1 protein-coding gene is annotated in these 26569 nt (G+C 70.3%); it reads right to left on the minus strand.

The window, feature by feature from the left end; translation table 11 throughout:
• Window position 1 precedes the first annotated feature (1 nt).
• Window positions 2–26446 (minus strand): non-ribosomal peptide synthase/polyketide synthase, encoded by a 26445-nt coding sequence (locus RM1_RS03580; RefSeq protein WP_143069401.1) that lies wholly within the window; start codon window positions 26444–26446, stop codon window positions 2–4.
• Window positions 26447–26569: the final 123 nt, after the last annotated feature.

Here is a 26569-nt window from a genome sequence, read left to right on the forward strand (position 1 = left end):
GCTACTCGATCGGGCCCGCAAGCAGTTCCCGAAGCACCGGCCCCATCTCCTCGAGCGCGGCGGGGCTCATCATCGCCCAGTGCGTGGCGTGTACGGACCGGTGCCGGACCGTGCCCGACACCGCCGGGGACCAGGACCGCGCCGCGATGGTGTCGTCCTCGCGCCCGTGGCCCGCGGTGAACAGCACCAGGTCGCCTTCGAAGCGGCCGGGGACGTAGCGGCGCATCAGCTCCACCGAGTTCGTGGCCGACGCGACCATCTGTCGCAGCCAGTCCTCGGACACCGCGGACAGCGGACCGCCGGTCGACGCCCGGATCAGTTCCAGCACCTCGTCGATGCCGGCCTCCGCCGGATCGAGGTCTGCCGTCGCCGCGATACCGAAGCCGCCGAGGATCTCCTCGGCCGTCACCGCCGCGCCGTCACCGAGTGCGTCCGCCGCCTCGCCCGCGAAGCTGTCGAGCATGATCAGCCGCTCGACCGACTCCCCCGCGGCCTGGAGCTCGACGGCCATCGCATGCGCGATCACACCACCGAGCGACCAGCCCAGCAGCCGATACGGCCCGCTCGGCTGCACAGCTCGGATCTCCGTCACGTACCGGTGCGCGATCTCCTCGATCGAGTCCGGCAGCGTGGCGTCGCCGGACGCCGCGGGCGACTGCAGACCGTAGACCGGCGTCTGCCCGTCCAGCACCGGGGTCAGAGCGGTGTACGCCCACGACAGCCCCAGCACCGGGTGCACGGCGAAGACGGGCGACCGCTCACCGGCCGCGCGGATCGGGAGCAGGACGTCGAACATGTCCGCCCCGGTCCCGCCTGCGCTCTCCGCGCCGGACTCGGCGTCGATCGCCGCCGCGATGCCCTCGGCCGTCGGGTCGAGGAACACGGCCCGCAACGGCACCGACACCCCGAGCACCTCGGCGAGCCGCGCCATCACCCGGGTCGCGGTCAGCGAGTTGCCGCCCAGGTCGAAGAAGGACGCGTCCACGGACACCTTCTCGATCTCGAGTATCTCCGCGAGCACCTCCGCCACGGCGGCCTCGGTGGCCGTGCTCGGGGCCCGGTACTCGCCGGTGTCCTCGAACTCCGGCACCGGCAGCAGCTTGCGGTCGAGCTTGCCGCTGGGGTTGAGCGGGAACTCGTCGAGAACGACGACCGCGTTCGGCACCATGTACACCGGTAGCACCGTCGCCACGTACCGCTTCAGCTCGTCCGCATCCACCGTGCCACCGTCCTCCGGCACCACGTAGGCGACCAGATGGTCGCCGCGCTCGTCGGACTGCACCAGGACGGCGGTCTGCCGCACCCCGTCGAAGCCCCGCACTGCCGACTCGATCTCCTCGAGCTCGATGCGCTGACCACGCAGCTTCACCTGGAAATCGGTACGCCCGATGTACTCGAGCACCCCATCCCCGCGGCGCCGAACCAGGTCACCGGTCCGGTACATCCGCTCACCCGAACCGCCGAACGGGTTCGCCACGAAGCGATCCGAGGAGATCCCCGGCCGCGTCAGATACCCGCGCGCCAGCTGCGGACCCGCCAGATACAGCTCACCCGCCACCCCGGCCGGGGTGGGCCGGAGCCCCGCGTCGAGCACGTGCACCTGGACGTTCCACTGCGGCAAACCGATCGGCGTCGTGACCGTGTCCTCCGCACGCGCCTCCCAGTTCGTCACCGACACCGCGGCCTCCGTCGGCCCGTACATGTTGTGCAGGCCCGCGTCGGTCAGCTCACGCCACCGCGCCGCCGTCTCCGGCGGCAGCGCCTCACCGATCACAAACGCCCGCTTGAGCGTCCGCAACGACGGCGCGTCGGCGACCGCGACGAACACGCCCAGCGGGGACGGCACGAAGGTCGCCGTGGTGACACCGTGCCCGGCGATCAGCCCGGCCAAGTACTCCATGTCCTTGTGGCCGTCCGGCTTGGCGATCACCAGGCGGGCACCGTTCTGCAAGGCCCAGAAGAACTCCCACACCGAGACGTCGAACGTCATGGCGATCTGCTGCAGCACCACGTCGTCGGTGCCCAGTCCGTACTCGGACTGCTTCCACACCAGCTGGTTCACGATCGCACGGTGGGTGACGACGACGCCCTTCGGCTTGCCGGTCGAACCCGACGTGAACATCACGTACGCCGAGTTGTCCAGGTGCAGCGGGGCGCGACGGTCCGCATCGGTGACCGGGGTCGCCGCATTGCCGGACACATCCAGACGGTCGATCTCGAGCATGTCGAAACGCCCGTCCACCTCGAACCGGTCCCGCGAGGTGGTCAGCACGCACACCGGGTTCGCCGTCTCGAGCACATAGTTCGTGCGCTCCGCCGGGTGATCCGGATCGATCGGCACATACGCGCCGCCCGCCTTGACGATCGCGTACATGCCGATCATCAGATCCAGCGAACGCCGGATACCAAGCCCCACCATCGATTCCGGGCCGACGCCCATCTCGATCAGGTGGCGGGCCAACCGGTTCGCCCGCGCGTCGAACTCCGCGTAGGTGAGCTCCTCACCCTCGAACACCAGCGCCTCCGCATCCGGCGTCCGCACCACCTGGGCATCGAAGAGATCGGCCAACGTCGCCGCCGGGATCTCGTGATCGGTCGCGTTCCAGCGCTCGAGTTCGGCGTACTCCATGTCGGAGAGCACGTCGAGGCCCCCGACCCTGACGCCCGGATCCGCGACCACCGCGGCGAGGATCCGGTCGACCCGGTCCAGGATCGCCTCGATTTCCTCGGGGGCGAAGAGGTCCGTCAGGAACTTCGCGTCCAACTGCAGGCGATCACCCGCCTCGATGTACAGCGACAGCGGGAAGGTGTTCGCGTCCGCGCCACCAACGCCGAGCAGGCGCATGCCGTCGATGTCCGCGTCCGCGGTCGCGGCGGCGGCATCGACCGGGTACGACTCGAACACGGTGATGGTGTCGAACACGGAGCCCGCGCCGGTGCGCTGCTGGATCGTCTGCAGGCCCACGTGATGGTGTTCGAGCAGGTCCGACTGCTCACCCTGGATGCGGCGCAGTAGCTCGGTCACCGTCTCGGCGCGATCCACGCGGATGTGCACGGGCAGCGTGTTGATGAACATGCCGACCATCGACTCCACGCCCGACAGCTCGGGCGGGCGACCCGAGACCGTGGCACCGAACACGACGTCGTCACGGCCGATCAGGCGCGAGAGCACCAGACCCCACGCCATCTGCACCACCGTGTTGAGGGTGACGCCCAGTTCGCGCGCGAGACCCGCCAGCAGGTCGGTCCGTTCGGCCGACAGGTGCAGACTGACCTGCCCAGGAAGCGAGGACTGTTCGCGACCACGGTCGGCGGGCGCCAGCAGCGTCGGCTCCTCCGCACCCACCAGGGACGCGCTCCACTGCTCGAGAGAGGCCGCCGCGTCGCGGGTGGACAGCCATTCGAGGAAGTCCCGGTAGGAGCGGACCGGCGGCAGCACCGATCCGTCGCCGCGGACCGCGTACAGCACGATCAGATCCTTGAGCAGCAACGGCATCGACCAACCGTCGACCAGGATGTGGTGGCTCGTCATCGCAAGCGAATACGTACCGTCCGCTCGCGTGATGAGACTGAACCGGACCAGCGGGGGCTCGGACATCTCGAACCGCTGCCTGCGGTCCTCGTCCAGGATCCGCTGGCGGTCGCCGTCGTCGCCGTTGCGGCCGAGGTCCACCTCGCGGAACGGAACGCTCGCCCCGTCCACGATCACCTGGATCGCGTTGCCCTCGTCGTCATGCCGGAAACCGGCCCGCAGGTTCGGGTGCCGGTCCACCAGCGCCTGTGCCGCCGCGCGCAGGCGGGCGACGTCGACGGCTCCGCCGAGTTCCATCACCACCTGCGAGGTGTAGACGTCGAGCGAGGTCGAGCTCTCCGCCAGCACCGCATGGAAGAACATGCCCTCCTGCAGCGGCGTCAGCGACCAGACATCCGCCAGTGACGGGTACTCGGCCTCGACCCTCTCGATCTCGTGCTGCGACAACGACACCAGCGGCAGATCGGCGGGCGTGAACGTCGCTCTCGGCGTCGCCTCGGCCCAGCGCCCGATGGCCTCGAGGGCGCGCGACCACAACTCGGCCAGCGCACGCACCTCGGACTCGTCGATCAGTCCCGGTGGGTACGCGAAGGTGGCGCTCAGCCGGGCCCCGGTGACCTCGGCGTTGATGTCCACGACCGCCGCGGCGGGCAGGTCCGCGTCCGGGGCAGCCGACACCGACAGCTCGCCCTTCGGGGCGGGCAGCCAGCCGATCGGCGCGGAATCCGCCGGCTCCTCGCCGCCGAGCTGACCGAGGTAGTTGAAGCCGATCTGCGGCAGCGGCAGTGCGGCCAGTTCGGCCGACGTCCGCTCGTTCAGGTACCGCAGCAGGCCATACCCGATGCCCTTGTCCGGCAGCGCGAGCAGCTGTTCCTTCACTGCCTTGACCGCCGAACCGACGGCGGCACCGCCTGCCAGTGCGGCGTCGAGATCGATCCCCGGCAGGTCGAGTCGGAGCGGGAACATACTGGTGAACCAGCCGACGGTTCTGGTCAGGTCCGCACCGGGCACAGTGTCTTCCTCGCGGCCGTGGCCCTCGAGCTTGATCAGCGTCGAGGACTCGTCCACGCCGCGATCACGACGCCATGCAGAGACGGCGAGGGCCAGCGCGGCGAGCAGGCCGTCGTTCACGCCGCCCCGGACGGCCGCGGGCACCGCCGTCAACAGCGCGTCGGTGACCTGCTCGGACAGTTCGACCTTCACTTCGGCGATGGACGCGAACACGTCGACCGCAGGGTCGAGCGGGCGCGACGCCAGCAACGGGTCGTCCCCGCCCTGCACCGTTCGCCAGTACGACATCTCGGCTTCCCGGGCCGCGCTGTTCGCCTCGTCGGCGAGACCGTGCGCCCAGCGGCGCATGGAGGTCCCGACCGGCGGCAGCTCCGGAGTGGCGCCCCCGGCGACGAACTGCCACGCGGCCAGCAGGTCCGCGACCAGGATGCGCCAGGAGACGCCGTCGACGATGAGGTGGTGGGCGACGATGAGCAGTCGGCCTGCGCCCTCGGTGCCGGGGGCCGGGTCGAACCACACGAACCGCACGACCGAACCCGTGGCGAGGTCGAGGAGACCGGCCGCCTCCTCGAAGGCGGGAGCCGCGAGGGCCTCGAATTCAGGGCTGCCCGGCAGCGACCCGGCATCGAACTCGACCCGGCTGATCAACGCGTCCACGTCGACGGACCCCGCGGTGCCGATCGACAGGATCGGGTCGGCTCCGGGGATCGACGACCGGAGCATGTCGTGTCGCTCGAAGAGCGCACCAAGGGTGGCCAGGAGACCGGCCCGGTCGATGCCCTCGGGCAGCGCGAGATAGGCCGGCATGAGCAGCCGGTTGTGGCCACCCGGGCGTTCGGTCATCCATCGCATGATCGGGGTCAGCGGCATGTCGCCGACTCCCCCGCCCTCGAGCTCGGCGAGAACCACCGCGCCGCCGGACTCCGAGGTGAGCGTGGCGACCTGCGCCAATCCGGCGACGGTCTTGCGCTCGAACACATCACGCGCCCGGATCAGCACGCCGGCCGCCTTTGCCCGGGTGACCAGCTGGATCGAGACGATGCTGTCGCCGCCAAGCGCGAAGAACGAGTCGACCACGCTGACCCGGTCCACGCCGAGAACCTCGGCGAACAGTCCGGCCAGGATCTCCTCCACCGGGTTCGTGGGAGCCACGAACGATTCGAGCGAGGAACCGAAGTCGGGCTCGGGCAGCGCCTTGCGGTCCACCTTGCCGTTGACGGTCAACGGGATCGCATCGAGGACCACGATCGCCGACGGCACCATGTGCGCGAGCAACGAGCGGCCGACGAACTCGGTCAGGGCGGCGACCTCGACCGTCGCGGATGCGACCGGCACGACGTACGCCACGAGCACCGTGGCCCCCGATGGTCCCTGCCTGCCGACGGTGACCGCGAAGTCCACCGTCTCGTGTGCGGACAGCGCCGCGTCGATCTCGCCGAGCTCGATGCGGAAACCGCGCACCTTCACCTGGAAGTCGCTGCGGCCGACGTACTCGATCTCGAGTCCGTCGGCAGTGACATCCCCCGTCGCTCCGCTCGCCCCACGTCGGACCCAGCGCACCACGTCGCCGCTTCGGTACATGCGGGCACCGGGATCACCGAAGGGGTTGGCCACGAATCGATCCGCGGTCAATGCCGGGCGGGCATGGTAGCCGCGGGCCATCTGGACGCCGCCGATGTACAGCTCGCCGGCCACCCCGACCGGGACCGGCCGCAGCCGCGAGTCGAGGACCACGGCGGTCATGTTCCGGATGGGTCCGCCGATCGTGAGCAGCTCGCCGGGGGTCAGCGCGTTGCTGATCGCCGCCATGATGATCGTCTCGGTAGGGCCGTAACCGTTGTAGAAGTTGCGGCCCGGCGCCCAGATGTCGACCAGGTTGTCCGGCACCGCCTCACCGCCCGCGACCAGATGCTGCAGGCAGTCCAGGCCCTCGGGCGAGAGCGAGGCCAGCGCGCCCGGGGTGATGAACGCGTGCGTCGCGCCGCCCGTGGCGATCACCTCGGCCAGCTCCGACCCGCCGTAGACGACCGGCGGCACGATCACCAGGGCCGCACCCGACCCGATCGCCAGCAACAGCTCCAGCATCGACGCGTCGAAGCTCGGCGACGAGAAGTGCAGCGCCCGCGACCCCGAGGTCACCGAATAGCGCTCGCGCTGCTCGGCCGCGAAGTTCGCCAGGCCCACATGGGAGACGACGACGCCCTTCGGCAGTCCGGTCGACCCGGACGTGTAGATCACGTACGCGGCACCGGTTTCGCGCACCGGTGCCGTGCGATCGGCGTCGGTCAGCGGTGCGGTCGAGGCGGCCGCCCACCGGTCCGCGAACCGCGGGTCGTCGAGGACCAGCCACGAGAGGGCCGCGGCGGATCCTCCGCCCGGCAGGTCCGCCGCGTGCTCGGTGTCGGTGAGCCCGAGCACCGCTCCGGAGTCGGTGACCATGTGCTCGATGCGGTCCGACGGGTACGCCGGGTCCATCGGGACGAACGCGGCACCGGTCTTCGCGATCGCCCACAGCGCCACCTGCGACTCGATCGAGCGCGGCAACGCGAGGGCCACGAACGACTCCGGTCCGACACCCGCCTCGATGAGCACCCGCGCGAGCGCGTTCGAACGATCGTCGAGTTCCCCGTAGGACACGGTCCGGTCGCCGAGGATCAGGGCGGTCGCAGCCCGGTCCGCGGCCGCGGCGGCCAGCAGTTCGGGCAGCGTCCGGGCCGGCTCCGGTCGGACCGGTCCCCGCACCGGGGACAGCGCCGCGCGCTCGGCCGCGTCGGTGACGGCCACGTCGCCCACCGCCGTCGACGGTTCGGCGACCACCGTGGTGAGTACGCGGATGAACCGCTCGGACAGGGTCCGCACCGCCGCCTCGTCGACCAGTTCGGTGGCGTGGATGAACTTCAGGTGCAGCGCGCTGTCGAGGCTGGCGGTCATCGCGACCGGGTAGTGCGCGGCATCGATGCCGTCCATGCCGAGCACCCGCATTCCGGCGATGTCGGTCTGCGAGGTCGCACCCGCCATGTCGACGGGGAAAGACTCGAACACCGCGAGGGTGTCGAACATCGCGGCTTCGCCTGCGGCGCGCTGGATCTCGGCCAGGCCGACGTAGTGATGGTCGAGCAGGTCGGCCTGCTCGGCCTGCACACGGGTGAGCAGCTGTGCCACCGACTCCGACGGATCCAGGTGCACGCGCAGCGGCACCGTGTTGATGAACAGGCCGATCATCGACTCCACGCCGGGGATCTCCGGCGGCCGGCCCGAGACGGTGGCTCCGAACACGGTGTCCTCGCGGCCGGTGAGCGCGCCGAGCAGGATCGCCCAGGAGACCTGCACGAAGGTGTTCGGCGTGACGCCGAGTTCGCGTGCACGGGAGACGAGTTCCGCGGTCTCCGTCGCACCCAGCTGGGTGAGGTACTGGCCGGAGGTGTTGTCCTGCTGGCGGCCCCGGTCGCCGGAGACGAGCAGCGTCGGCCCCTCCACACCGGCGAGCGAGTCCTCCCACGCGAGCAGCGAACGCGCGTGGTCGCGCTCGGCCAGCCACGCCAGGAAGTCGCGGTACGAGCGCGCCTGCGGCAGCACCGAGGCGTCGCCGTCCGCCGCGTACAGCACCAGCAGTTCCTTGAGCACCAACGGCGTGGACCAACCGTCGATCGCGATGTGGTGGTTCATCACCACCAGCTCGTACTCACCCTCGCCGAGGGTGATCAGCGTCAACCGCATCAGCGGCGGCTCGCCGAGGTCGAACTTGGCCAGTCGGTCCTGTTCGACGATCAGGGTCCGCTCGGCGCCCCGGTCGGCCTCGTCCAGGCCGGACAGATCGACGGTGACGAACGGGATCTCGGTGTCCTCGAGCACCACCTGCGCCGCGATGCCCGTGTCGTCGGTGACGAAGGCGGTACGGAAGCTGGGGTGCCGATCGATCAGTGCCTGGGCGGCCCGGCGCATCCGGTCGGCGTCGACGACGCCGCCGAGCCGCAGACACAGCTGTGCCGTGTAGACGTCGACGGCGGACTCTGCCAGCGCCGCATGGAAGTACATGCCGTACTGCAGCGGCGAGAGCGACCAGATGTCCGACATCGTCGGGAAGCGCGCCTCGTACCCTTCGATCTGCGACTGCGTCAGCGAGACCAACGGAAGGTCGGAGGGGGTGAACCCACCAGCGCCCTCGCTGCCCGCATGGCTCGCGACCGCGTCGAGCGCGGCGGTCCACAGCTCCGCCAATTCGGCGACGTCCTCGCCCGACAGCACGCCGGTCGCGAAGTCGAACGCCGTCGAGAGCGTCTCGACGCCTTCGGAGTTCGAGACGACCGCGTTGATGTCGAGCGCGGACACCGGCATGTCCGGGTCGAGGGCCGACCCGAGGACGCCGCCGTCACCGACGGGCACCCAGCCCATCTCGCGCATCTCGTCGGTGACCTCGAACGCACCGGTCCTGCCGAGGTAGTTGAAGCCGATCTGAGGGGCGGCGAAGCCGCTCAGCTCCGGGGCCGTGTCCGCGTTCAGGTACCGCAAGAGTCCGTATCCGATGCCCCGGTCCGGGACGGCGAGGAGCTGCTCCTTGACCATCTTGATCGCCTGGCCCGCGGCCGGGCCGGCCGCGAAGGCGTCGTCCAGGTCCACCCCAGACACGTCGATCCGAACCGGGAACAGCGAGGTGAACCAGCCGACGGTGCGGGACAGGTCCGCACCCTCGACCGCCTCCTCCTCGCGGCCGTGTCCCTCCAGGCCGAGCAGGGTCGCCGACGCGGCGATGCCGCGCCGCTCACGCCAGCGCGCCACCGCGAGCGCCAGGGCGGCGAGCAGTCCGTCGTTGACACCGCCGCCGAAGGCCCGCGGCACCGCGGTCAGCAGCCCCTCGGTGGTCTCGGCGGACGCCTCGACCCGGGCCCCCGCGGTCGTCGACACCACGTCGATCGCGGGATCGACCGGCCGCGACCCGAGGGTCGGGTCGGCGCCCTCGAGCACGCTCCGCCAGTAGCCGAGCTCCCCGGCGCGCCGCTCGGACACCGCGGCCTCGGCGAGCCCGTGAGCCCACCGGCGCAGCGAGGTACCCACCTCGGCCAGCTCGGGCTGCACACCCGACTGCACCTGGCCCCACGCGGAAGCAAAGTCCGGCAACAGGATCCGCCAGGACACACCGTCAACCGCGAGGTGGTGGATCACCATCAACAGACGACCGTTGGTGGCACCCGCCCCGGCCGCCGGGTCGAACCAGACGAACTGGGCCACGACCCCGGCAGCGGGATCGAGCCGGTCTGCGGCCGCCTCGAACTCGCCACGGACGAGCGCGGTGAACTCCTCCGCACCGGGTCGCGACCCGAACTCGACGCGGTGGACCAGCCGTGCCGCCGGGACCGACCCGGCCTCGGTGACGGTGAGCCCGGAGCCGTCGGCGTTCCATCGCAGACGCAGCGCGTCGTGCCGATCGAGCACGGACTGGATCGTCGATTCCACCGTGGCACGGTCGATTCCGTGCGGCAACGTCACGAAGCTCGACTGCGAGAACCGGCGCAGCAGGCCACCACGCTCGGCGGTGGCCCGCATGATCGGCATGAGCGGCATCTCGCCCACTCCGCCGCCCGGCAGCTCCGCCAGGGCGATGGCGGCCACGGTGGCCTCCCCGGCGACCGCGGCAATCCCCGCGACCGTGCGGTGCTCGAAGACCTGACGGGCTGTGAAGGCAAGGCCCGCGGCCTTGGCCCTCGTCACCAGCTGGATCGACATGATGCTGTCACCACCGAGCGCGAAGAACGACTCCTCCACACTCACCCGATCCACACCCAGCACCTCAGCGAACACCGCCGCGAGGGTCTCCTCCGCAGGCGTCCGCGGCGCCACATACGCCCGCTCGTCGCCACCGAAGTCCGGCGCAGGCAACCCCTTACGATCCAGCTTGCCGTTCCCGGTCACCGGCATGGCCTCGAGCAGCACGATCGCGTCCGGAACCATGTAACCGGGCAGCGCCGCCGACAGCGCCGCACCGAGATCCGCGGTGTTCACGTCGGATCCGACGACATAGCCCACCAGCCGCTTGCCGCGCTCGGTGTCCGCGGCGACCACGACCGCCTGCTCCACCGCAGGCTGCTCCAGCAGCGCCGACTCGATCTCACCCAACTCGATCCGCTGACCACGCAGCTTCACCTGGAAGTCCGTGCGGCCCAAATACTCCAACTGCCCGTCCGCACCCCACCGGGCGACGTCACCGGTGCGATACATGACAGCGCCGTCCGCCGAGAAGGGGTTCGCGACGAACCGCTCCGCGGTCAGTGCGGGCCGGTCGTGGTAGCCGCGTGCGACCTGACCACCCGACAGATACAGCTCACCCCTGACCCCGGGGGCGACGGGGTGCAAACGCTCATCGAGCACATACGCCTGCGAATTCCACACCGGGACACCGATCGGCATCGCGACCGTCTCCGACCCGCCGGCCCAGTAATGCACCGACGTCAGCGTCGTCTCCGCCGGACCATACGCATTGTTGATCCGCACATCCGACGCCCGCATCGTCCGCGCCGCCAACTCCGGGCTCAACGCCTCACCAGCCAACTGCAGCGCCCGCACCGACGGCGGGAACGCCAACTCCGGACCCGACAGGAACGCCGCCAACATCGACGGCACAAACCCGAGCACCGTCGCCCCATACCGGCGCGACAGCTCGATCAGATACTCCGCATCACGATGCCCCTCGGGCTTGGCGATCACCAGATGCCCACCGACGATGAACGGGACGAACAACTCCCACACCGACGGATCGAACACCGTCGGCGTCTTCTGAATCACCACATCAGCAGCGGTCATCCCGTACTCACCGACAAACCAGCCCAGCTGGTTGACGATCGCCGCGTGACTGACCGACACACCCTTCGGCACACCCGTCGAACCCGACGTGAAGATCACATACGCCGGGTTCGCCCGGTGCAACGGACACACCCGCTCCGCATCCGTGATCGGGGCGGCGTCGAGATGCCCGACGTCCGCCCGGTCGATCTCGACCACGGTCACACCCTCGGGCAGCGCCGCCTCGTCCCACGACGTGGTCAGCACACACACGGGCCGCGACAGCTCGAGGACCCGCTCCACACGGTCCGCCGGCTGATCCGGATCCACCGGCACATACGCACCGCCGGCCTTCATCACCGCATACATCCCGACCAGCATCTCCATCGAGCGCCGCGCCGCCAGGACCACCCGATCCTCCGGCCCCACACCCAACGAGATCAGATGCCGCGCAAGACGATTGACCCGCGCATCGAACTCCGAGTAGGTGAGCGTCACACCCTCGAACGTCACCGCCGCGGACTCGGGGTTGCGCGCCACCGAACGATCCAGCAACTCCACCAACGTGGTCGGCTCCACCGGCACCTGTGTCCGGTTGAACTCCACCAGCATCCGCTCACGCTCGGCGTCGTCGAGCAGATCCAGATCCCCCACCACCATCGACGGATCGGCCACGACGGCCTCGAGAATCCGGACATACCGCCGAGCCATCCGCTCGACCGTGACACGGTCGAACAGCGCAGTGGCGAACCCGAAGGTGCCCTCGAAACCCGAGCCGATCTCGGAGAACGACAGCTCGAGGTCGTACTTGGCCTGACCGAGGTCGGTGTCGAGGCCGGTGACCCGCAGGCCAGGCAGCTCGAAGACCGGGAAATCGATGTTCTCGAACCCGAACGAAGCCTGCACCAACGGCGCGTGCGCTGTGGACCGCGGCGGATCCAGGATCTCCACCAACCGCTCGAACGGCAGATCCGCGTGCGAGAACGCCCGCAGGTCACCCTCGCGAACCGACTCCAGCACCGACTCGAAGGAAGCACCCGAATCGACGCGCGTCCTCAGCACCAAGGTGTTGACGAACATGCCCACGATCGGGTCGAGGGCCTCCTCACCGCGACCTGCCACCGCCGTCCCCACCGCGACGTCACCGGTACCGGACAGGTGCGCCAACAGCACCGCATAGGCGGCCTGCATCACCATGAACGAGGTCGCACCCGACCGCCGTGCCAGGGCCTCGACGCCGGCAGTGACCTCCGCGGGAACGGGGAAGCTCACCCGTTCGCCTGCCATCGACTGCACGGCCGGGCGCGGCCGGTCCGTCGGCAGTTCCAGCAGGTCCGGCAGGCCGTCCAGCGCGGTGCGCCAGTGTTCGATCTGCGTCGCGATCACGGACTCCGGGTCGTCCTCCGAGCCCAACGCCTCCCGCTGCCACAGCGCAAAGTCCGCGTACTGGACCGCGAGCGGCTCCCACTGCGGCGCCTCGCCCTGCGAACGAGCGACGTACGCGAGCATCACGTCCCGGGCCAGGGGCGCCATCGAGGAGCCGTCGGCACTGATGTGATGCACCACCACGAGCAGGACGTGGTCGTCCGGCGCAACCTCGAACAGCACCGCGCGCAACGGGATCGAGTCCGTCACATCGAAGCCACGGCCGGCGAACTCGGCCGCCCGCGCTATCAGGTCCACCTCGCCGACGGTGCTCCGGGTCAGGTCGACGTGCGCCGACTCGACCGGGATCACCCGCTGCTCGGGACCATGGGGGCCGGACGGGAATACAGTGCGCAGCGACTCGTGCCGCGCCAGCACATCGCGCATGGCCGCCTCGAGCGCGGCGACATCGAGCTCACCGGTCAGCCGGACCCCCAGCGGAATGTTGTAGGCGGCCGAGGCGGTGTCGAACTGGTTGAGGAACCAGATCCGCTTCTGCGCCATCGACAGCGGCACCCGATCGGGGCGCGGGCCGGCCACCAGCGCGGGCCGGTCGCCGTCGCGGCCTGCCGAGGCCGCCGCCACCGCGAGAGACGCCGCCGTCGGCGCGTCGAACAGCTCACGCACACCCAACCGGACTCCGAGCGCCGCGTTCACCCGGGCGATCACCCGGGTCGCGACCAACGAGTTGCCGCCGGCGTCGAAGAAGTCCTCGTCCACTGACACCCGGTCGACGCCGAGCACGTCGGCGAAGACCCCGGCGACGACCTCCTCGATCGGGTTACGCGGGGCGACGAACTCACCGGACTGCTCGAACACCGGCTCCGGCAGGCCACTGCGGTCGAACTTGCCATTGGGGGTCAGCGGGATCGCGTCGATCTCCATGAACGCCGACGGCACCATGTGAGCCGGCATCTCGACGCCCGCGTACTCGGTCAGTGCGGACCTGTCGATCGAGTGGCCGTCCGCCGCGAGGACGTAGGCGACCAGGACGGTGTTCCCCGAGGCCGTCTTGTGTCCGACGGTGGCCGCGAACTCGACGCTCTCGTGCCGCGAGAGGGCGGCGTCGATCTCGCCGAGCTCGATGCGGAATCCGCGCACCTTGAGCTGGAAGTCGCTGCGGCCGACGTACTCGATGGCCAGTTCGCCGTCGACCTCGACCCAGCGGACGACGTCGCCGGTGCGATACATCCGGGAGCCGGTCTCCGCGAACGGGTTCGCCACGAACCGGTCCGCGGTCAGCGCGAACCGCTCGTGGTACCCGCGGGCCAGCGCCGCGCCGGCGAAGTACAGCTCACCGGGCACGCCGACCGGGACCGGCCGCAGACGGTCGTCGAGCACGAGGGCGTCCGTTCCCCGGGTCGGGCCACCGATGGTGATCCGCTCGCCCGGCACCATCGGCGCGCTCATCGTGACGACGACGGTGGTCTCTGTCGGACCGTAGATGTCGTACATCCGACGGCCGGGTGCCCATTTGACCACCAGCTCGGCGTGCACCGCCTCGCCACCGACCGCGACATGGGTGAGCGCGTCGAGTCCGGTCGGCTCGACCGTCGCGAGCGCCGCGGTGGTCACGAAGGCGTGGGTGATCCTCCGCTCGCGCAGGAAGTCGCCGAGCTCGGCGCCACCGTAGATGCCCTGCGGGACGATCACCATCGTCGCGCCCGCGCCGAACGCGAGCAGGAGTTCGAGGACCGCGCCGTCGAAGCTCGGCGACGCGAAGTGCATCGTCCGCGACTGCGGGGTCACCGAGAAGTGCTCGCGCTCCTGCGCGGCGAGGTTCGCCAGGCCGGTGTGGGTGATCAGGACGCCCTTCGGCCGACCCGTCGAGCCGGAGGTGTAGACCATGTAAGCACCGGACTCGAGGGACAGCGGGCGGGTCCGGTCCGCGTCGCCGATCGGGGCCGCGGACTCGGCCTCGACCTCCGCGGCGAGCTCGGCGCTGTCGAGCGGCAGCCACGTCACGGTGGTGGGCAGCGTCGCCATGCCTGCGCCCGTCGCCAGCCCGACCCGAACACCGGAGTCGGCGATCAGGTACTCGATCCGCTCCCGCGGGTACGACAGGTCGAGCGGGACATACGCGGCGCCGGTCTTCGCGATCGCCCAGACCGCGAGCACCGACTCGATCGAGCGCGACAGCGCCACCGCGACGAAGTCCTCCGGCCCGACACCCAGCCGGATCAGTTTGCGCGCCAGCTTGTTCGAGCGCTCGTCGAGTTCGCGATAGGTCACTGCGAGGTCGCCGTACTCCACCGCGTTGGCGTCCGGATTCAGCGTGACCGCCGCGGCCAGCAGCTCCGGCAGGCTCGCGGGCGCGACCCCAGGGGCGCCCGACACCGGCGCGAGCCGTGCCAGCTCGTCGCGGTCGAGCAGCCTCACATCGGAGACCGCGCGCGATGGCGCCTCGACGACCGATTCCAGGACCCGCAGGAAGCGGGTGGCGAAGTCCGCGACCGTCGATTCGTCGAACAGATCGGCGGCATAGGTGAACTCGGCGGTCAGCGCGCCGCCACCGGCGGGATCACTCTCCATCATCATCAGCTGCAGGTCGAACTTCGCGACCTGCAGGCCGCTCTCCAGTGCGCTCACCGTGAGACCGGGCAGTTCCAGCGCGGCCTGCTCGAGGTTCTGGAATCCGAGGATCACCTGGGCGAACGGCGAGTGCGCCCGCGAGCGGGTCGGGTTGAGGGCCTCGACGAGCTGCTCGAACGGCACGTCGGCATTGCCGAACGCGCCGAGGTCGGTCTCCCGGACCTGCTCGAGGAGCTCGGCGAACGAGGCGTTCGCGTCGATGGCCGTGCGCAGCACCAGCGTGTTGACGAACATGCCGACGAGATCGTCGAGCTGGCGCTCGCCGCGACCGGCGACGGGGGTCGCGATGGCGATGTCGTCGGTGTTGCCGAGCCTCGAGAGGAGCACCGCGAGTGCCGCGTGGACGGCCATGAACAGGGTGGCACCGTGCTCGCGGGCGAGCGCGTCGAGGCGCCTCCGCAGCTCGGGGTCGACGGTGAAGGCGACGCTGCCCGCCCGGAAGGACTGCTGCGGGGGCCGCGGCCGGTCGCCCGGGAGTTCGAGGACCTCGGGGATCCCGTCCAGCGCGGACTTCCAGTACTCGATCTGCTGCGCCGCCAACGACTTCGGGTCGTCGGGGGTGCCGAGGACCTCGCGCTGCCAGATGCTGAAGTCGGCGTACTGGACCTCGAGCGGGGACCACCGCGGCGCCTCCCCGGCGACGCGTGCCAGGTAGGCCGTGACGAGGTCCCTGGCCAGCGGCGCGGTCGAGGCGCCGTCGGACGAGATGTGATGGATCGACATCGCGAGCACGTGCTCGGCGGCATCCGCATCGGCGATCTCGACGATCGTGACCCGCAACGGGATCGCGGTGGTCACGTCGAAGCCCGTGGAGAAGAACGCGATCAGCTCGGCCGGCAGCTCGGACTCCGCGACGGTCGCGGTGCGCGCGTCGAGGTCGACGTCCGCCGCGGGCACGATCACCTGGTGCGGACCGTCGTCGGTGTTCGGGAACATCGTCCGGAGGGACTCGTGGCGTTCGAGGACGTCACCGAGCGCGGCCCGGAGGATGTCGGTGTCGAGGGCGCCGCTGAGCCTGATCGCCATCGGGATGTTGTAGACCGGCGAGGTGATGTCGTACTGGTTCAGGAACCACATCCGAGACTGCGCCAGCGACAACGGGATCCGGGCGGAGCGCGGCCGGGGCGCCAGTTCGATGCGCGCCTCGGCGCGGCCTTCCCCGTTTTCGATCCGGGCGGCCAGCTCGGATACCGTCGGCGCCTCGAAGAGGTCGCGCAGACGCAGCGCCGCCCCGGTCCCCGCATTGACCCGGGCCACGACCTTGGTCGCGACGAGCGAGTCGCCGCCGAGGGCGAAGAAGCTGTCGGTCGCGGACACCCGGGGCACCGACAGCAGCTCGCCGTAGACGGCCGCGACGATCTCCTCGACGACGGTCGCCGGCGCCACGTAGGCCTCATCCGCGGAGCCGAAATCGGGATCCGGCAGTGCCTTCCGATCGACCTTGCCGCTGGGGGTCAGCTCGAACTCGTCGAGGACCACGACCGCCGAGGGCACCATGTAGTCGGGCAGGGCGCCCCGGGCGATCTCGGTGACCGCCTCTTCGAGTCCGTCCGGGGAGTCGGCGGGCACCACGTAGGCGACCAACCGGTCGATCCCGGTCTCGGTGGTCTTCACCACCACGGCGACCTGGCCCACCCGCGGGTCGGCGAGCAGCGCCATCTCGATCTCGCCGAGTTCGACCCGCAGGCCTCGGATCTTGACCTGAAAGTCGGTGCGGCCGACGTACTCGAGCTCGCCGTCGGCGTTCCAGTACACGACGTCGCCGGACTGGTACATCCGCTCGCCGCCGCCACGGAACGGGTTCGCCACGAACCGGGACGCGGTGAGCACCACCCGGTTGCCGTAGCCGCGGGCGAGCACCAGCGGACCGCCGATGTACAGCTCACCCGCGACACCGGGGGGCACCAGGCGCAGTTGCTGATCGAGCACGTACAGCTCGTAGTTCGGCAGCGCCGGACCGATCGGGACCCGACCGTCCGGGTAGCCGGTCAGCACCGAGTGCAGCCGGTGATCGGTGATCATGTCGGTGGCCTCGGTCGGCCCGTAGTTGTTGTGGATGCGGGTGCCCGCCGCCTCGAGATGCGCCAGCCTGGCCGGGTTGAACGACTCACCGCCCAGGTGCAGCGACCGCAGCGCGGGCAGGACCGACTGGTCCGCGTCCGCGTCGAGCAGCGTGGCGAAGGCGCTCGGCGCCAGGTTCGCGTTGACCACCGAGCCGCCGCCGATGATCTCCAGGATCTCGACCGGGTCGAAGGGGTCCCCCGCCAGGTGCAGCACGCCACCGTCGGACAGGGTGACCCACACGTTCTTCTGTGTCTGGTCGAACACCGGCGAGTTCGCCACCAGCGCACCGTCACCCGGCTCCAACAGAATCTCGCCGCGATACCACTCGGCGGTGTTGAGGACGCCCGCCATCGGCACCAGGGTCGGCTTCGGCCTACCGGTCGATCCCGAGGTGGTGATCACGTACGCGAGGCGATGACCGGCACCCGGTTCGGTCCAGCGGTTCGGCGGGGCCGTCTCGGGCCTGCTCGCGAGCCGGGCCTCGGTGTCCGCGTCGCCAAGGCGCACGAGCGCTCCGGAGTAGGCGAGCTCCTCGCCCCACCCGTCCGCGAGCACCACGGCGGCGACCTCACAGTCCTCGAGGATGGCCGCGATCCGGTCCGACGGCGCCTTCGGATCGACCGGCAGGTAGGCCGCGCCGACCTTCCACGCCGCCAGCATGCCGACCACCCAGTCCACCGACCGCGGGACGATCAGCGCCACCACGTCGTCGATGCCGACGCCTGCCGCGATCAGCTCATGAGCCAACCGGTTGGCTCGGCGGTCGAGCTCGCCGCGCGTGACGGTCGTGCCCGTTGCCACCACGGCGATCGCGGAGGCGTCCTGCGCGACACGCGCATCGATGCGCTCGAGCAACGTCTCGGAGGTGCGGGCGAGTTCGGTGCGGTTGTACGAGTCGAGCAGTCGCAGCTCGTCGTCGGTGATGAGCCGCAGCGAGCCGACGTTCGCCTCCGGACGCGCCACGAACTCGCGCAGCACCCGGATCGTGCGATCGAGATGACCGGCGACGGTCGCCTCGTCGAAGGCCTCGTGCTGGAACTCGGCGGCGAGGTGCAGACGGCCGTCGACCGGAGCCGCCACGATCGAGAGCGGGAAGTGGCTCGCGGCAGCGGATTCCACACCCATCAACCGCATGCCGGCGATGTCGACGTCGCCGCCCACTCCGGAGGTGTCCACCGGGTAGGACTCGTAGATCACGGCGGTGTCGAAGAGCGCGGCATCTCCTGCCGCACGGTGGATGTCGGTGAGGCCGAGGAAGTGGTGGTCGAGCAGACCGGCCTGCTCGGACTGCAGGCGGGCCAGCAGGTCACGAACCGCCTCGCGCGGATCGAGCCGCACGGCAACGGGAATCGTGTTGATGAACAGTCCGGCCATCGACTCGACCCCGGACAGGTCCGACGGCCTGCCGGACACGGTGGCACCGAACACGACGGTGCCGCGGCCGCTGAGCATGCCGAGCACGACACCCCAGGCCGTCTGCACCAGCGTGTTGAGCGTGACGCCGAGCTCGGCCGCCAGCGCCTCGGCGCCCGCGGTCTCCTCGGCGGAGAGCGAGCCCTCCACCTTGCCGGGCACCGCGGCGTGGTTGACGCCCTGCACCGCCGGCGCCAGCAGGGTCGGGTCGTCCGCAACGGCAAGCGCCGCGCGCCAGGTCTCGAGCGACTGCGCACGATCCTGTCCGGCCAGCCACTGCAGGTAGTCCTTGTAGTCCCTGGCCCGGGGCAACACCGAATCGTCGCCGTCCACGGCGTAGAGCGCCATCAGCTCACGGATGACCAGCGGGGTGGACCAGCCGTCGAGGATCACGTGGTGGTTGGTGAACACGAGCTGCCAGCGATCGGCCGCCAGTGCCAGCAGGGTCAACCGGACCAGCGGCGGTGTCGCCATGTCGAAGCCCGTCGCCCGGTCCGCGTCGAGGATCCGCTGCCGCTCGGCCGCCCTCGACTCCTCGTCGAGGCCGCTGAGATCGTGCACGGTGAGCGGGACCCGCGTGTCGCCGACCACGACCTGGACCGATCCCACGGCCTCGTCGACGAGGAACACCGAGCGCAGGTTCGGGTTCCTGACCAGGAGCCGGTCGGCGGCGCGGCGCAGCCGATCGGCATCGACCGATCCGGCCAGGTCGAGCACGAACTGCGCGGTGTAGACGTCCACCACGTCCGGCATGCCCTCAGTGAGCAGCGCGTGGAACAGGAGGCCGTGCTGCAGCGGGGACAGGGACCAGAGGTCCTCGACGCTCGGGTACCGGGACTCGAACAGCTCGATCTGGTCCTGCGTGAGCGACACCAGCGGAAGGTCGGACGGGGTCAGACCACCGGCCGCCTCGGTGCGTGTGTGCTCGCTGATCGCGGTCATCGCGGTGCGCCAGAGACCGGCGAACTCCTCGACCTCCGCCGCGGTGAGCACGCCGGTCGCGTACGACAGGGTGGCCGACAGGCCGCCGCCGGGCAGCACCGACGCGTTGATCTCCAACGCGGACTCGGGTGCCATGGCCGGATCGGCCGCACCACCGAGCTCGCCGCCGTCGGTGACCGGGATCCAGCCGAGCCCACGGATCTCGTCGGTGAGCTCTCCGGTCCCGAACCGGCCGAGGTAGTTGAAGCTGATCTGCGGAGCCGCCCCTGAGCTGAGCTCCGCGCCGGTCTCGGGGTTGAGGTACCGCAGCAGGCCGTACCCGATGCCGTTGTCCGGCACCGCCAGCAGCTGCTCCTTGACAGCCTTGACCGCCGTTCCCGCCGCCGCCCCGCCCGCAAGCGCGTCATCGAGGTCGGCGCCACCGAGGTCGAGCCGAACGGGGTACACGCTGGTGAACCAGCCGACGGTCCGCGAGAGGTCGGCGCCCGGCGCCACCTGGTCCTCGCGGCCGTGTCCCTCCAGGGTGATCAGGGTCGAGGACTCCCCCGCGCCGCTTCCGCCGCGGGCTCGCCGCCATGCGGCGACGGCGACGGCGAGGGCCGCAAGCAGTCCGTCCTGGGCACCGCCCCGGAATCGGGTGGGCACCCCGGTGAGCAGTCCGTCGGTCACCGCGGCGGGCAACTCGAGAGACACCTGTCCCCTCGTCGCCACGGTGTCGAGCTGCGCGTCGAGCGGCCGCGAACCGATCGGCGCCTCCTGCGTCGCGAGAACCTCACGCCAGTAACCGAGTTCGGCCACCCGCGAGTCCGAACGTGCCTCGTCGGCGAGAGCGTGTGCCCACCGCCGCATCGAGGTGATCTCCGGCTCGAAGCTCGGCGTACCGCCCGCGACGATCTGGCCCCAGGCCGAGGCGAGGGCGGGCACCAGCAGGCGCCAGGACACGCCGTCCACCACGAGGTGGTGCAGCACCAGGAGCAGGCGTCCGTTCGCCTCACCGAGCTGCGGCGCCGGATCGAACCAGACGACCTGCACCATCGCACCGGTGGCGGGGTCGAGTCGGTCCGCGGCCGCGTCCAGTGCCGCGGCCGCGATCCGCTCGAATCCCGCACTGCCGGGGGTGTTCTCGGCGTCGAATTCGATCCGGTCGATCACCGCCTTCGCGTCGACCGCACCGACCTCGCGGGTGCGCAGCACGGGTGCGCCCCCGTCCGCGGAGGCCAGCACCGACCGCAGCATCGGATACTGGTCGAGCACCGCCTGCACCGTCGCCGCCAGGGTGTCGCGGTCGAGTCCGAGCGGCGCCGTCAGCAACACCGCCTGGGAGAAGCGCGACCCCGCGCCGCTCTCCAGTGCCCAGCGCGCCACCGGCAGCAGCGGCATGTCGCCGACACCGCCGCCTGCAATCTCCTCCAGCACCGCGACGCCCGCCTCGGCGGCCGTGGTCGCGACCTGGGCGAGACCGGTGACGGTCTTGCGTTCGAAGACATCCCTGGCCTTGATCAGCACGCCCGCGGCCTTGGCACGGGCCACCAACTGGATCGAGACGATGCTGTCGCCGCCCAGCGCGAAGAACGAGTCGGCAACGCTGACCCGGTCGACGCCGAGCACCTCGGCGAACAGACCGGCCAGCAGTTCCTCCATCGCGTTCGACGGAGCGACATACGAGTCCGCGGCCGAACCGAAGTCCGGTTCCGGCAGCGCCTTCCGGTCCACCTTGCCGTTGATCGTCACGGGCAGCGCGTCGATCACCACGATCGCCGAGGGCACCATGTGCGGCGCCAGCGAACGGGACACGAACTCGATCAGCTCGCGGTCCGTTGGCGCGGCACCTGGCACGGGCACGATGTAGGACACCAGCACGGTGCCGCCGGCAGGCCCCTCCCGGCCGATCGTGTATGCGGTGTCGACGGAATCGTGCGCCGCCAGTGCGCCGTCTATCTCACCGAGCTCGATCCGGAAGCCACGCACCTTGAGCTGGAAGTCACTGCGCCCCACGTACTCGATCTCGAGCCGGGACCGGTCCCCCGCGGCAGACCTGTCGACCCAGCGGACGAGGTCACCGGTGCGGTACATCCGAGCACCCGCCCCACCGGACATGTCGGCCACGAACCGGGCCGCGGTCAGGTCGAAACGGCCGTGATAGCCGCGGGCCAGCGCCGGACCCGCGAGATAGAGCTCGCCCGTCACGCCGAAGGGGACGGGGCGCAGTCGCCCGTCGAGGACCACCGCGGACACCCCGCGGATCGGGCCGCCGATGGTGACGGGCGCGCCTGCGACCATCGGTTCCGAGATGGTCGCGATCATGGTGGTCTCGGTGGGGCCGTACAGGTTCCGGAAGGGATAGGTGGGCGCCCACTTGGACACCAGCTCCGGACTGACGGCCTCACCGGCGACCGAGATCGACTCCAGGTCCACCAGACCGGTGGGATCGACGGTGTTCAACGCGGCGGGTCCGGTGTAACCGTGCGTGACCCGCTGCTCGAGCATCACCTCGCGCAGCTCGTCGCCGCCGTAGATGCCCGGTGCCACGATGACGGCGGCCGCGCCCGCGACCGAGGCCATCAGCAGTTCCCACACCGCGCCGTCGAAGCTCGGCGACGCGAAGTGCAGCACCCGGGACGTGGCCTGCACGCCGAACTTCTCCCGGTGCTCGGCAACGATGTTGACCAGGCCGGTGTGCGTGACCGCGACGCCCTTGGGCAGCCCGGTGGATCCCGAGGTGTAGACCATGAACGCCGGGTTGTCCACGTGCGCAGCAGTGGTGCGCTCGGCGTCGAGGATCGGATCCGTGCGCTCGGCGTTCCAGTCCGCAAGGAAGCCGGGATCGTCCATGGCCAGCCAGCGCACGCCGGACGGCAGTCCGGAGAGCGCCCCCGCCGTGGTCAGGCCGAGCGTCGCCCCCGAGTCCGAGGCCATGTGCTCGATCCGGTCGGCGGGATAGGCGGGATCGATCGGCACGAACGCCGCGCCGCTCTTCGCGACGGCCCATACCGCGACCGCCGACTCGATCGACCGCGCCAGCGAGAGCGCCACGAAGGTCTCGGGGCCTGCTCCGTGCGAGATCAACACCCGGGCAAGGGCACTCGATCGATCGTCGAGCTCCCCGTAGGACACCACGCGGTCGCCGGAGACCAGGGCAGGCGCACCGCGTTCCGCGGTTCCGGAGGTCAGCAGGTCCGCCAGCGACACCGAGGCCGCGGAATCCGCGCCGCGCACGGGAGTGAGGGCCCGCCGCTCGTCCGGGCTGGTGATCTCCACGTTGCCGACCGGAACCGACGGATCAGCGGTGACCGCCTCGAGCAGACGCACGAACCGCTCCCCGAGGGTGCGCACGCTCGATTCGTCGAACAGGTCGGTCGCGTAGACCAGGGTGCCGGTCATCCCCGACCGATCGGCCTTCTCGCCCAGTGAGAGCTGCAGGTCGAACTTCGCGAAGGTCACGCCGGGGTCGACCTCGCCGACCACGAGGTCGGGCAGTTCCAGGACCGCGGCCTCGGTGTTCTCCAGCGCGATGACAACCTGGAAGATCGGCGAGTGCGCGGTCGACCGCTCGGGAGCGAGGAGTTCCACCAGACGCTCGAACGGCACGTCCGCGTGCGCGAGCGCACCGATGTCCGATTCCCTTGTGCTGCGCAGCATCTCGACGAAGGACTTCGCCGGGTCGACCACGGTCCGCAATGCCAGGGTGTTGACGAACATGCCGACGAGGTCGTCGAGTTCACGCTCGCCGCGACCCGCGGTCGGCGTACCGAGGACGATGTCGTCCGTGCCGGACAGCTTCGAGAGGAGCACGGCGAACGCGGCGTGCACGGCGGTGAACAGGGTCGCCTCGTGCTCGCGCGCCAGCTCGAGCAACCGGCCGTGCAGATCCGGACCGATCTCGAACTCGACCCGGGCGCCCTCCATGGAGATGACCGCGGGACGCGGGCGATCGGTCGGCAGCGGCAGCACCTCCGGGATCCCGGCGAGCTCGTCGACCCAGTAGCCGACCTGGCGCGCCAGCAGCGACTCCGGATCGTCCTCGACGCCGAGCAGTTCGCGTTGCCACATCGCGAAGTCCGCGTACTGGACCTCGAGCGGCGCCCACTCGGGGCGCTCACCGCTGACCCAGCTCGAGTACGCGACGACGATGTCCCTCGCCAGCGGCGCCATCGACGCGCCGTCCGAGGAGATGTGGTGCACCAGGAACAGCAGCACGTGCTCGTTCTCGGCCAACCGGAACAGGCGCGGCCGGACCGGGATCTCGACGGTCACGTCGAAGCCCTGCGACGCGAGGTCCCCGAGGGTGGCCATCAGGTCGGCATCGTCACGGACCTGGACCGGCGTCAGATCGATGCCGAGGCCGTCGGTGGGCAACACCACCTGGTGCGGACCGTCCCCGTCGTCCGGGAACACGGTGCGCAGCGACTCGTGCCGCTCGAGCACACTCGTCACCGCGGCCGCAAGGGCCTCGGTGTCGAACGCGCCGGTCAACCGGATGCCGAGTGGCAGGTTGTACGCGGGCGACGAGGTGTCGAACTGGTTGATGAACCACATCCGAGACTGGGCCAGCGACAACGGGATCCGCTCGGGTCGCGGCTGCGCCACGAGTTCCGGCCGACGACGACCGGTCCCCGCCCCAGCGGCCGCGAGCGCGGCCAGCCCGGCCACGGTCGGCGCGTCGAACACCTCGCGCAGGTTCACGTCCGAGCCGAGTGCCGCGTTGGCCCGCGCCACCACCCGGGCCGCCGACAGCGAGTTGCCACCGATCTCGAAGAACGAATCGTCAGCGCCGACCCGCTCGATGCCGAGGATCTCGCCGAAGATCTGCGCCACCACGATCTCGGCCGGGGTGGACGGCTCCCGGTAGTGATCGGAATGCGACTCGAACCGCGGGCGTGGCAGTGCCTTCCTGTCGATCTTCCCGCTCGTGTTGAGCGGCATCTCGTCCAGTACCAGCAACAGGTCGGGGACCATGTACGCCGGCAGGGTCCGACCCAGGTCGGCCAGCACCTGATCGGTGTCGATCGTCGTGCCCGCGGCCGCGGTCACGTACCCGACGAGCCGCTGCACCCGGTTGTCGTCGTGCACGACGACGATGGACTGCAGAACGTCGGCATTGGCGACCAGCGCGGATTCGATCTCACCGAGCTCGATCCGGAGACCGCGGATCTTGACCTGGAAGTCACTGCGCCCCAGGAACACCAGCTCGCCGTCGCTGCGCTCGCGCACCAGGTCGCCGGTCCGGTACAGCCGGGTGCCGCCGGTTCCGAACGGGCTCGCGATGAATCGCGAGGCGGTCAGTGCTGTCATGCCCCCGTAGCCGCGGCCGACCGCATTGCCACCGATGTAGAGCTCACCCGTGATACCCGCGGGCACCGGTCGCAGCCGGCCGTCGAGGACGTGGTACTCGACTCCCTCCCAGGCGGTACCGATCGGGATCTGGCCCTGTTCGGCGTCCGGCGTGGAGAGGTCCAGCTCATAGATCGACGTGACGTCGGAGGCCTCGGTCGGACCGTAGCTGTTGATCATCCGCGTCCCGGAGCCGATCAACCCGCTGTACGCGGCGGGCCTGATCTGCTCACCGCCGAGGATCACGGCACCCAGGTTCGTCAGCACGCCCTCGGTGTCGAGATCGGCCAGCACCTCGAAGGCGCTCGGCGCCATATTGGCGATCCGGACGTCCCCCGAGCCGATCTGACGCAGGATCGGCTGCGGGTCGAAACCGTCCTCCGAGAGGTGCAGCACGCCGCCGTACGCGAGCGCGACCCAGATGTTCTTCTGGGTCAGGTCGAAAAGGGGCGAGTTCGCCATCAGGACGCCGGTGCCCGCACCGAAGTCCAGCATGCGGCGGTAGGCCTGGAAGGTGTTGGACACGCCGCGCATCGGCACCAACGTCGGCTTCGGACGGCCGGTCGATCCCGACGTCGAGATGACATAGGCCAGTCGCATACCCGCGTCGTCGTCGGTCCACGGGTCCCGATCCGGGTCCGCCGCCTCGTGCGCCTCCATGCGCGCCGCGGTGTCGGGATCGTCGAGGACCGTCACCTCGAACGGAGCCTCGGCCAGCGCGGGCCAACTGCTCAGCGCGACCACCGCCCTCGCCCCACTCGCCTCGATGAGCCCCACGGTCCGCTCGATGGCCCACGCGGGATCGAGCGGCGAGTAGGCGGCGCCGAGCTTCCACGCCGCGAGCATGCCGACGATCCACTCGAGTGATCGGGGAACGATCAGCGAGACGACATCATCGGGTCGCACGCCCCGAGACGCGAGTTCCCGCGCCAACTGGTTGGCCCTGCGGTTGAGCTCGCCACGGGTGGTCGGGCGGCCGTCCTCGACGACGGCGATCGCCTCGGGATCGCGCTCGACCCACTCCTGCCACAACGCGACGGCCGAGACCAACGGCCACCCGTCGGCGGGCGCAACGGCGGCTTCCTCGGGAAGGTCGAGGGTGGATGCGTCGGCGTGGATCCTGTCGAGCACGCCACCGATGCCACCCTCGGCCGCTACGATCGTCGGAACCAGACCGGTGAGGACCACGGACACGATCGCATCGGCATCCATGCCGCGATCGGAAAGGGCCCCCGCCAGCAGCTGCAGCCGCTCGTCGAGCTCCCGGTACGTCACCGACATACCGTCCACCGACACGACAACGGTGTCAGGGCGGTCGGAGGCGAGAGCGGAGATCGATCGTGTCAGATCCGCAGCAGACAACAGGTCCTCCGTGACGTTTCACTCGGTTTAAACGTCGGCGAACCGTCACGGACAGAAATCCCCACACGTTTCGCCGCCCTCAGAACCTTACGTGAACCGTCCAACAGGCTCGAATCCCGTCGT

This window comes from Rhodococcus maanshanensis NBRC 100610 (assembly GCF_001894865.1).
In the GTDB taxonomy this organism is placed as follows: Bacteria; Actinomycetota; Actinomycetes; order Mycobacteriales; family Mycobacteriaceae; genus Rhodococcus_G; species Rhodococcus_G maanshanensis.